This window comes from Vreelandella sp. L-25, from assembly GCF_056857535.1.
This window is the reverse complement of sequence record NZ_JBSXNH010000072.1, coordinates 1-9,493: the sequence shown is the minus strand read 5'-3', so window position 1 is coordinate 9,493 and position 9,493 is coordinate 1. Positions and strand designations below refer to the sequence as shown.

Here is a 9,493-nt window from a genome sequence, read left to right as displayed (position 1 = left end):
GGGTAAGCGGATTAAATGGTTGATCTTACCTTTGCATGAGAGTGAGACAGACCGGCATCTCATCGGATTATCTGGTTGATGCTTCACCTACTGCTGGTGCATGTTTCCTTCGCTAATTCCAGCAAGAACCCCACACGCCTCAACTTCCCGGTCATCGTTGCAACTCGCTCTCAGTGAAACGAGTTGTTTCTCAAGCGCTTGCAGAGCGGTTATCTGCGACCGCACATGAGAGATGTGATCATCGAGCAAGGCGTTGACGGCGGTACAAGGCTGATGAGGGTCGTCCTGATAGCTCTGTAGTTCGTGAATCTCAGCCAGTGACAGGCCCAGGATTCTGCAGCGACGGATGAAGGCCAGCCCCTCACCATGCTTCTCGGTATAGACACGGTAACCGTTGTCCTGCCGATCAGGCGGCGGCAACAAGCCCTGCTGTTCATAGAAGCGGATCGTCTGTGTTTCGACCCCTACCAACTGCGCCAACTGACCAATGCGCATCAGCCTCCTCCCCAACGGATTCTTTACTCTATTGACCTTATAGTAGCTTTATAGTTTTAAATGGTACCACAACATTGTTCAAGTGGAGTCGTATCATGAGCAAATCCTGTGGTGGCGCCTGTGGCGGTGATGCAACGTCCGCAGCGGATACCGATATACAGGCCTCCTCCGAGGCGCCAGGGAGATGGGTCAGTGTTTATGCCGTGCCGAAGATGGACTGTCCATCAGAAGAACGAATGATTCGCCTAGCCCTGAACGGCTTTGAGGAGATTCGGGCGCTGTCCTTCGACTTGTCGAACCGCCGGCTGAAGGTCGTGCATGACGGCGAGGTCGAGCCCGTCACCTCGAAACTGAAGACCTTGGGGCTAGGCGCCTCGCTTCAGGAAACCGTCGCTGCAAATCCGGAGACCATCAAGGCCGCCGAGTTTTCGGCAGCTTCTGCTAAGCAAGAATCCGGGACCCTGCGCTGGTTGCTCGGCATCAATGCACTTCTGTTCGTGGTGGAAATGACTGCCGGTCTGATGGCTCAGTCAACTGGCCTCATTGCAGAGTCCCTGGACAATTTTGCTGATGCGGCGGTGTACGGGCTTGCCCTTTATGCGGTTGGACATAGCGTGAAAATGCAGCTACGTGCCGCGCATCTTGCTGGTGTACTGCAACTGATCTTGGCTGTGGGCGTGCTCGTAGAGGTGGTGAGACGCTTTGTATTCGGTAGTGAGCCTGAATCGCTGGTGATGATGGCTATCGCATTCGTCGCATTGATTGCCAATACCAGTTGTCTGCTGCTCATATCCAAACATCGGGAAGGCGGGGCGCACATGAAGGCAAGCTGGATATTCTCGGCCAACGACGTGGTGATCAACCTGGGGGTCATCACCGCCGGCGCCCTGGTCGCGTGGACCGGTTCCAATTATCCGGATCTGATTATCGGCACCATCGCGGGGCTCGTCGTGCTTAACGGTGCCAGGCGCATTCTGGCGCTCAAGGGTTAAATAATGCTCATTATGGGCAAAAAGCTCTCGCCATATGCCCTATTGTCCATATCGGGCCTGCTGGCAGCGTCTGATCAGGCTGTAAAGTGGCTGGTGCAGCAATCAATGGCCTATGGCGAGTATGTTTCGGTGACCCCGTTCTTTAACTGGGTGCACCTATGGAACACCGGTGCCGCATTTAGTCTTTTTGCGAATGGTGGAGGCTGGCAGCGCTACTTTTTTATCGGAATCGCGGTAGTGGTCTCGATTTTTCTGATCAAGCTGATCCTTGAAAATCGTCATAAAGGAGAAGCCATCGCTTACAGTCTTATCCTCGGTGGCGCCATGGGCAACCTGATTGACCGGGTCTTTCGCGGCTATGTTGTGGATTCCTTTGATTTCTATTGGCGAGACTGGCATTGGCCGGCCTTCAACCTGGCTGATATTGCAATTGTCCTCGGTGCCTTACTTTTCGTTTCCAGCAGCTTGTTGGGTAAAAAAGCAAACACCAATGCCGAGCCGGATGGATCTGACTGACACCTACGCCTATACAACACCATGACCGAACTTCCCGACAACATCCTTCACCTGCCGCAATACCAAGTACTGGGCTGCAAATCAACCGACGACGAAATGCACTTCCAGGTGGGGGTCGCTTCAGAAAACGGAAAATAAAGCACGCCAAGCCGGTTGGAGCGGACGTAGCGGCCTGAACTTGCCCGCGCCGATCTTGGCGCTGCTGCGCCACAGGTAGTCACCGGTCAGGTTGATGTGCTCCCAGCCGAGCGGCGACAGGTACTGCAACAGCGCCTCATCGACGGCATGCCCGTTGCCGCGCAGCGCATGCGCTGCGCGCTCCAGGTAGACCGTGTTCCACAACACGACAGCCGCTGTCACCAGGTTAAGGCCGCTAGCTCGGTAGCGCTGCTGCTCGAAACTGCGGTCGCGGATTTCGCCAAGGCGGTTGAAGAACACGGCGCGGGCCAGCGCGTTGCGGGCTTCGCCCTTGTTCAACCCGGCATGCACGCGGCGGCGCAGTTCCACGCTTTGCAGCCAATCCAGGATGAACAACGTGCGTTCGATGCGGCCCAGCTCTCGCAGCGCCACGGCCAGACCGTTCTGGCGCGGGTAGCTGCCGAGCTTGCGCAGCATCAGCGAGGCCGTCACCGTGCCCTGCTTGATCGACGTGGCCAGCCGCAGAATTTCGTCCCAATGGGCGCGTATCTGCTTGATGTTCAGTCTGTCGCTGCTAATCATCGGCTTGAGCGCGTTGTAGGCAGTATCGCCCTTGGGGATGAACAGCTTGGTGTCGCCCAGGTCGCGGATGCGCGGCGCAAAGCGGAAGCCCAGCAGGTGCATCAGGCCAAACACATGATCGGTGAATCCTGCCGTATCGGTGTAGTGCTCCTCGATGCGCAGGTCAGACTCGTGGTACAGCAGGCCGTCGAGCACATAGGTCGAGTCGCGCACGCCGACATTGACCACCTTGGTGTGAAACGGCGCGTACTGGTCGGAAATGTGGGTGTAGAAGGTTCGCCCAGGGCTGCTGCCATATTTCGGGTTGATGTGGCCGGTACTCTCGGCCTTGCTCCCGGTTCGGAAGTTCTGGCCGTCCGACGATGACGTAGTGCCGTCGCCCCAGTGCTCGGCGAAGGGATGTCGAAATTGGGTGTTCACCAATTCAGCCAGCGCCGTCGAGTAGGTTTCGTCGCGGGTATGCCAGGCTTGCAGCCAGGCGAGCTTGGCGTAGGTCATGCCGGGGCAGGACTCGGCCATCTTGGTCAGGCCGAGGTTGATCGCGTCGGCCAGGATGGTGGTAAGCAGCAGGTTCTTGTCCTTGGCAAGGTCGCCCGACTTCAGGTGCGTGAAGTGCCGGGTGAAGCCCGTCCACTCATCGACTTCGAGTAACAGTTCGGTGATCTTGACGTGCGGCAGGATCATGGCCGTCTGGTCGATCAACGCCTGCGCGGTGTCGGGCACCGCCGCATCCAGCGGCGTGATCTTCAGGCCCGACTCGGTGATGATGGCATCCGGCAGATCGTTGGCCGCCGCCATCCGGTTGACCGTGGCGAGCTGCGCTTCCAGCAGCTCCAAGCGCTCGCTCAAGTACTGGTCGCAATCGGTGGCCACGGCCAGCGGCAATTCGCTGGACCGCTTGAGGCTGGCGAACTTCTCGGGCGGAACCAGGTAGTCCTCAAAGTCCTTGAACTGGCGCGACCCCTGCACCCAGATGTCGCCCGAGCGCAGCGAGTTCTTCAGCTCCGACAGGGCGCACAGTTCGTAGTAGCGCCGGTCGATACCGGCGTCGGTCATCACCAGCTTCTGCCAGCGCGGCTTGATGAAGCCGGTCGGGGCATCGGTTGGCACCTTGCGGGCGTTATCGGTGTTCATGCCGCGCAGCACCTCGATGGCATCGAGCACGTCCTTGGCGGCGGGCGCTGCACGCAGTTTGAGCACGTCGAGGAATTCCGGCGCGTAGCGGCGCAAGGTGGCGTAGCTCTCGCCGATACGGTGCAGGAAATCGAAGTCATCGGGCTGCGCGAGCTTCTGCGCTTCGGTGACGCTCTCGGCGAAGGCATCCCAGGACATGACTGCCTCAATGGCGGCGAACGGATCGCGGCCCGATTGCTTGGCGTCGATCAGCGCCTGGCCGATGCGGCCGTACAGGCGCACCTTGGCGTTGATGGCTTTGCCGGACGCCTGAAACTGCTGCTGATGCTTGTTCTTGGCGGCGTTGAACAGCTTGCCCAAAATGCGGTCGTGCAGGTCGATGATTTCGTCGGTGACGGTGGCCATAGCTCATCCTGACGGCGGCAACTCGCAGACGTTCGGATCGGCGCTGGTTTCCGTCACGGCCTTGCTGCGGGCCTGAAAACGCTGATAGCACTCCAGTCCGCAGAAATGCTCGACATATTCGGCCCCTTCCGGGGTGAAGGCGGCGTCGAGCGGAATTTCCTTGCAGCACACGCAGCAACTGGTGGTCGGTTCGTTGACGTTCATGGTGGCACCCCTCCATTGCTTGACAAAGGCGGCGAATGCCGCCGCCGGCATAGGCTTGGAGAACAGAAAGCCCTGCACCGCGTCGCAGTCCGCTTGCCGCAACTGCGCGAGACTGGCCGGCGTTTCTGCTCCCTCGGCTACCACGCTCATACCCAGCCCGTGCGCGAGCTGGATCACTGCCCGAACTATGGTCTGGTCACGGGCGTCATTCACGATTCCCGCGACAAACGATTGGTCGATCTTGAGCGTGGTAATCGGGCAGCATTTCAGGTGTTGCAGGCAGGAATAGCCCGTGCCGAAGTCGTCGGCCGCGAAGCGTACGCCGATGGCGCGCAGGGCATCGAACGTGACGAACAGAGCCGGATCGCCGAACGCGACCGATTCGGTCAGCTCAATTTCCAAACGTTCGGCCGGTAAATTCGTATCAGCCAGTACCCGCTTAAGCTGTGCATCGAACTCCGGCCCTACCTGGCTCGCCGAAACATTGACAGCCAGCCGGAACGGTTGCCAGCCCAGAGCCTGCCACTCGTGCATCTGACGGCAGGCTTCGCCCAGCACCCACGCGCCGATTTCCGGCATCAGACCGGACGACTCGGCCAGCGGTATGAACTGGCCAGGTGGCAGCAGCCCCAAGCTCGGGTGCCGCCAGCGTAACAGCGCCTCCGCGCCGGTAATCTGGTCGCTACGCAGATCGACAATCGGCTGGTAGTACAGATCAAGCTGCCCGCGCTCGACCGCGTGTGACAGTTGCGTCACTGTCCATTCAATGAGCTGGGAAGCGATCATGATCTTCCCTTGAAGGCGCGCAGCAGCCGTGCCACAGACAGGACGAACAAACCGGTCAGCACAACGGCTGCGACGCCCCAATGCACCCCGATGAACGCGCCGGCTGTCGTACCGGCGAGCACAGCGGCAAGAATCGGCAAATGGCAGGGGCAGGTGAGCACCGCCAGCGCGCCCCACAGGTAGCCGGCAAAAGGCTTGTGTGTCTCAGATGGGACGTGCTCCGGGCTGTTCATGGCTATATCTCCGATGTTTCGTGCGTCAATGCGGTCAACTGCGCTTCCAGGTGCGCCAGCGCCCGGCGTCGGTGTTCGACGAGCTGGCACAGGTCGGCCAGGCGTGCCGCTGCCTCGTCGCCGTCTGAAGCGTCCAGGGCGTGACACAAGCGCGTCAGCAGGTCCAGGCCGACACCGGCCTCCAAGGCAGCCCGCACGAAGCACAACCGCTGCAACACCTCCGCATCGAATAAGCCGTAACCGCCGGCGGTACGCGCCACCGGCCGTAACAATCCACGCACGATGTAGTCGCGCACGACATGCACGCTCACGCCGGCATCGTCAGCCAGTCGGGACACCGTGTAGGCGTTCATTGAACACCTCCTTTTCCTCACCCGGCGCAGCAAGAAAGCTGCTTCACGTCCTTGTTAAACGTTTGCGCCGCGAGCTTCAATCCCTCGACCATCGTCAGATAGGGGAACAACTGGTCGGCCAGTTCCTGCACCGTCATGCGGTTACGAATTGCCAGGGCCGCCGTCTGGATCAGCTCGCCGGCTTCCGGCGCGACCGCCTGCACGCCGATCAAGCGCCCGCTGCCGGCGTCGGCCACCAGCTTGATGAAGCCGCGCATGTCGAAGTTGGCGAGCGCACGCGGCACGTTATCCAGCGTGAGCAGTCGGCTGTCGGTCTCGATGCCGTCATGGTGTGCTTCCGCTTCGCTGTAGCCCACGGTCGCCACTTGCGGATCGGTGAATACGACCGCCGGCATCGCCGTCAGGTCGAGGGCCGCGTCGCCGCCGGTCATATTGATCGCGGCACGGGTGCCGGCCGCTGCCGCCACATAGACGAACTGAGGCTGATCAGTGCAGTCGCCGGCCGCGTAGATGTTCGGGCTACTCGTGCGCATGCCCTTGTCGATAACAATGGCCCCTTGCGCATTGACTGTGACTCCCGTCGCGTCCAGCGCCAAGCTGCGCGTATTCGGTGTCCGGCCGGTGGCGATTAGCAGCTTGTCGGCAGCAACGATGCCGTGCGCGGTGGTCAACACGAACTCGCCGTCCTCATGCGCGACCTGGCTGGCCTGCGTGTGCTCCAGCACCTCAATGCCCTCGGCGCGGAACGCCGCCGTGATGGCTTCGCCGATGGCCGGGTCTTCCCGGAAAAACAGTGTGCTGCGCGCCAGAATCGTCACCTTGCTGCCGAACCGGGCGAAGGCTTGCGCCAGTTCCAGCGCGACCACCGACGAGCCAATCACGGCCAGCCGTTCAGGAATCGTGTCGCTGACCAGCGCCTCGGTAGAAGTCCAGTAAGGCGTATCCTTCAAGCCGGGAATCGGCGGAATGGCCGGATTGGCGCCAGTCGCCACCAGACAACGGTCGAACGCCACTTCACGTTCGCCGCCTTGATCCAAGCGCACGGTCAGGTTCTGGCCGTCCTTGAAGCGGGCTTCGCCGCGCAGCACGGTGATGGCCGGGTTGCCGTCCAGGATGCCCTCGTACTTGGCATGACGGAGTTCATCGACGCGGGCCTGCTGCTGGGCCAGCAGCCGCTCGCGCAGGATCGCCGGAGGTGTGGCGGCGATGCCGCCATCGAACGGGCTTTCCCTGCGCAGATGGGCGATGTGGGCGGCGCGAATCATGATTTTGGACGGCACGCAGCCCACATTGACGCAGGTGCCGCCGATGGTGCCGCGCTCGATCAGGGTCACGTGCGCGCCTTGTTCAACGGCCTTCAGCGCCGCCGCCATTGCGGCCCCGCCGCTACCGATCACTGCGACATGCAGTGCATTGTCATCGCCGTTCGCCTTGTCGTCGCTGCCCAGCCACTCGCGCATCTTGCCTAGCAACCCGCCGGGCGTCGAAGTGGGCGGGGCATCGGCAAGCGTGGCCCGGTAGCCAATTCCTGCTACGGCGGCGGTCAGCGCATCCGGTGACGTGCCCGACAGGGTGGCGAGTTGCGCCGTTCCCTTCGGATAGGACACCAACGCCGACTGCACGCCGGGCACTTTTTCCAGCGCTTCCTTGACATGCACCGCGCACGAGTCGCAGGTCATGCCGGTGATTTTTAGATGGGTCATGCAACAACTCCTATTTTTCGTGTGGGCGACGGCTTAGACCATCAGCCGTGTTTCAGTGGTAGTTCGCAGCCATCCGGGCCGCAGCGGCGGTTCGCAGGCGAGACAAAATCCCAAATAGACACCCCGACCATGAACGCCAAGCCGACATAGACCAGGCTCGCCGTCCACCAGTTACCAAGCAACCAGACCGTCCCAGCGAACACGATGGCTGGGCCGACCATCCCGAGCAGGCTGCGGTACCATTGCCGATGACTCAGCCAGCCCAGTGCATTCGCCAGCAAAGCCACGACTGCGAACAGCGGCAGCAGCTTGGAGATAAACAACCCTTCGTATTCCTGTAGAAAGCCAAGGCCGATGGCCGCGCCCAGGCTGGCGATAGCCGGGAAACAGGCAGCGCATCCCATCGCGGAAACAACGCTGCCAAGCGCGCCAGCCTTGTCGGCAATGCGTGTAATCAGTCCCATGATCGCCCCAGGTTCGGGTTCAGTGGCTCACTGCTTGACGCTGGACGGGTAGCCCGCATCGCCAGTGGCCTTGATCAACTCATGCACACTGGTCTTGGTATCATCGAAGGTGACAACCGCTTCGCGTGGTTCGAAGGTAACGTCAACTTTATCAACGCCTTCAATCCTGGAAATCGCCATTTTGACGGTGATCGGGCAGGTGGGGCAGGTCATGCCGGGTACGGACAGCGTGACTGTCTGGGTCGCGGCCCACAAAGGAAAAGCAACAGTAGCGAGGGCGAGGGCGGCAAACAGTTTTTTCATGATGAACTCCTGTGATTAATAGAAAAATGGCATGACGTAGGGAAATCCGAGCGCGACCAGGACCAGCGCGGCCACGATCCAGAAAATGAGCTTGTAAGTAGCTCGCACTTGGGGAATCGCGCAGACCTCACCCGGTTTGCAGGCTTGCGCCGGGCGGTAGATGCGCCGCCAGGCGAAAAACAGCGCGACCAGCGCTGCGCCGATAAAGATCGGGCGATAGGGTTCCAGCACCGTCAGGTTGCCGATCCATGCCCCGCTGAACCCCAAGGCGATCAAAACCAGCGGCCCCAGGCAGCAGGCCGACGCAAGAATGGCGGCCAGCCCACCGGCGAAGAGCGCGCCGCGCCCGTTTTGTGGTTCAGACATACGCTTGTCCTTTCAAATTTGGTTTGGATAGCTTAAGCTTACTTCCGTAGTTATGTACGGAGTCAAGCGATATGCAAATTAATTTTGAGAATCTGACCATTGGCGTTTTTGCCAAGGCGGCCGGGGTCAATGTGGAGACCATCCGGTTCTACCAGCGCAAGGGCCTGCTGCCGGAGCCAGACAAGCCCTATGGCAGCATTCGCCGCTATGGCGAGGCGGATGTAACACGAGTGCGGTTCGTGAAATCGGCCCAGCGGCTGGGCTTTAGCCTGGACGAAATCGCCGAGCTACTGCGGCTGGAGGATGGCACCCATTGCGAGGAAGCCAGCGGCCTGGCCGAGCACAAGCTCAAGGATGTGCGCGAGAAGATGGCCGACTTGGCACGCATGGAGGCCGTGCTGTCTGAACTGGTGTGCGCCTGCCATGCGCGGAAAGGGAACGTTTCCTGCCCGCTGATTGTGTCACTGCAAGACGGAACGAAGCTCGCTGCATCGGCGCGGGGGAGTCACGGGGTGACTACGCCTTAGCGTGCTTTATTTTCCGAATTCTGAGACGACCCCTACCTGAACAAGCGCTACCGCTGCATTCTGACCAACATTGAGGAGCGAACCCTGCTCGACCTGCTGGCCACCCGCCGCCAGGACGTGGTGACCAACTACCTGATGAAGCTGAAAGACCGGCAGAAGGTCGAGATCGTCAGCATGGACATGTGGAACCCCTACCGGGCAGCGGTCAAGGCTGTGCTGCCCCAGGCCCGTATCGTGGTCGATAAGTTCCATGTGGTGCGCATGGCCAACGATGCCCTAGAGAGAGTGCGCA

General features: G+C 60.6%; 11 protein-coding genes and 2 pseudogenes. 4 read left to right on the top strand and 9 right to left on the bottom strand.

Features of this window, described 5'->3' with window-relative positions:
- Nucleotides 1-87 precede the first annotated feature (87 nt).
- Nucleotides 88-495, bottom strand: a complete 408-nt coding sequence (gene cadR / locus AC13CN_RS12015) for a Cd(II)/Pb(II)-responsive transcriptional regulator (RefSeq protein WP_004364961.1) — start codon at nt 493-495, stop codon at nt 88-90.
- Nucleotides 496-590: 95 nt separating this feature from the next.
- Between cadR and AC13CN_RS12010 the strand changes: the two genes are divergently transcribed.
- Both AC13CN_RS12010 and lspA read left to right on the top strand, forming a co-directional pair.
- The gene (locus AC13CN_RS12010; protein ID WP_483052667.1) at nt 591-1,487 is read left to right on the top strand and encodes a cation efflux transmembrane domain-containing protein; all 897 of its coding nucleotides are present in this window, start codon (nt 591-593) and stop codon (nt 1,485-1,487) included.
- Nucleotides 1,488-1,490: 3 nt separating this feature from the next.
- Complete coding sequence (lspA, locus tag AC13CN_RS12005; protein ID WP_483053174.1) at nt 1,491-2,003, top strand: signal peptidase II; 513 nt, start codon at nt 1,491-1,493, stop codon at nt 2,001-2,003.
- Between the two features lie 120 nt (nt 2,004-2,123).
- Here the strand turns inward: lspA and AC13CN_RS12000 are convergent.
- The 8 genes and pseudogenes from AC13CN_RS12000 to AC13CN_RS11965 form a co-directional block, all read right to left on the bottom strand.
- Nucleotides 2,124-4,262 (bottom strand): annotated as a pseudogene (locus AC13CN_RS12000) (Tn3 family transposase); the annotation flags it as partial.
- A 3-nt stretch (nt 4,263-4,265) separates the two neighbouring features.
- Nucleotides 4,266-5,252 (bottom strand): DUF3330 domain-containing protein, encoded by a 987-nt coding sequence (locus AC13CN_RS11995; protein WP_062372599.1) that lies wholly within the window; start codon nt 5,250-5,252, stop codon nt 4,266-4,268.
- A complete protein-coding gene (gene merE, locus AC13CN_RS11990; RefSeq protein ID WP_054641809.1) occupies nt 5,249-5,485 on the bottom strand; it encodes a broad-spectrum mercury transporter MerE in 237 nt (78 codons plus the stop codon). The genes AC13CN_RS11995 and merE overlap by 4 nt, the downstream gene beginning before the upstream one ends.
- Nucleotides 5,486-5,487: 2 nt before the next feature.
- A complete protein-coding gene (gene merD, locus AC13CN_RS11985) occupies nt 5,488-5,838 on the bottom strand; it encodes a mercury resistance co-regulator MerD (protein WP_054641810.1) in 351 nt (116 codons plus the stop codon).
- A 17-nt stretch (nt 5,839-5,855) separates the two neighbouring features.
- Complete coding sequence (gene merA, locus AC13CN_RS11980) at nt 5,856-7,541, bottom strand: mercury(II) reductase (RefSeq protein WP_062372597.1); 1,686 nt, start codon at nt 7,539-7,541, stop codon at nt 5,856-5,858.
- A gap of 41 nt (nt 7,542-7,582) precedes the next feature.
- Nucleotides 7,583-8,005, bottom strand: coding sequence for an organomercurial transporter MerC (merC, locus tag AC13CN_RS11975; RefSeq protein ID WP_054641808.1), 423 nt, complete (start codon nt 8,003-8,005; stop codon nt 7,583-7,585).
- Nucleotides 8,006-8,032: 27 nt separating this feature from the next.
- On the bottom strand, nt 8,033-8,308 hold the full coding sequence (gene merP / locus AC13CN_RS11970) for a mercury resistance system periplasmic binding protein MerP (RefSeq protein ID WP_054645389.1): 276 nt from the start codon (nt 8,306-8,308) through the stop codon (nt 8,033-8,035).
- A 15-nt stretch (nt 8,309-8,323) separates the two neighbouring features.
- Nucleotides 8,324-8,674: a mercuric transport protein MerT gene (locus AC13CN_RS11965; RefSeq protein WP_001294660.1), complete on the bottom strand. Its 351-nt coding sequence runs from the start codon at nt 8,672-8,674 to the stop codon at nt 8,324-8,326.
- 71 nt (nt 8,675-8,745) lie between these two features.
- Between AC13CN_RS11965 and merR the strand changes: the two genes are divergently transcribed.
- Nucleotides 8,746-9,201 (top strand): Hg(II)-responsive transcriptional regulator, encoded by a 456-nt coding sequence (merR, locus tag AC13CN_RS11960; RefSeq protein WP_008609174.1) that lies wholly within the window; start codon nt 8,746-8,748, stop codon nt 9,199-9,201.
- 24 nt (nt 9,202-9,225) lie between these two features.
- Nucleotides 9,226-9,493: pseudogene (locus AC13CN_RS11955) on the top strand (ISL3 family transposase); the annotation flags it as partial.

What these genes read in the sequence shown, in the direction of transcription:
- AC13CN_RS11965 (WP_001294660.1), bottom strand. Translation starts at nt 8,674, where the DNA reads ATGTCTGAACCACAAAACGGGCGCGGCGCGCTCTTCGCCGGTGGGCTG.
- merC (WP_054641808.1), bottom strand. Translation starts at nt 8,005, where the DNA reads ATGGGACTGATTACACGCATTGCCGACAAGGCTGGCGCGCTTGGCAGC.
- merD (WP_054641810.1), bottom strand. Translation starts at nt 5,838, where the DNA reads ATGAACGCCTACACGGTGTCCCGACTGGCTGACGATGCCGGCGTGAGC.
- merR (WP_008609174.1), top strand. Translation starts at nt 8,746, where the DNA reads ATGCAAATTAATTTTGAGAATCTGACCATTGGCGTTTTTGCCAAGGCG.
- cadR (WP_004364961.1), bottom strand. Translation starts at nt 495, where the DNA reads ATGCGCATTGGTCAGTTGGCGCAGTTGGTAGGGGTCGAAACACAGACG.
- merA (WP_062372597.1), bottom strand. Translation starts at nt 7,541, where the DNA reads ATGACCCATCTAAAAATCACCGGCATGACCTGCGACTCGTGCGCGGTG.
- merE (WP_054641809.1), bottom strand. Translation starts at nt 5,485, where the DNA reads ATGAACAGCCCGGAGCACGTCCCATCTGAGACACACAAGCCTTTTGCC.
- merP (WP_054645389.1), bottom strand. Translation starts at nt 8,308, where the DNA reads ATGAAAAAACTGTTTGCCGCCCTCGCCCTCGCTACTGTTGCTTTTCCT.
- lspA (WP_483053174.1), top strand. Translation starts at nt 1,491, where the DNA reads ATGCTCATTATGGGCAAAAAGCTCTCGCCATATGCCCTATTGTCCATA.
- AC13CN_RS11995 (WP_062372599.1), bottom strand. Translation starts at nt 5,252, where the DNA reads ATGATCGCTTCCCAGCTCATTGAATGGACAGTGACGCAACTGTCACAC.
- AC13CN_RS12010 (WP_483052667.1), top strand. Translation starts at nt 591, where the DNA reads ATGAGCAAATCCTGTGGTGGCGCCTGTGGCGGTGATGCAACGTCCGCA.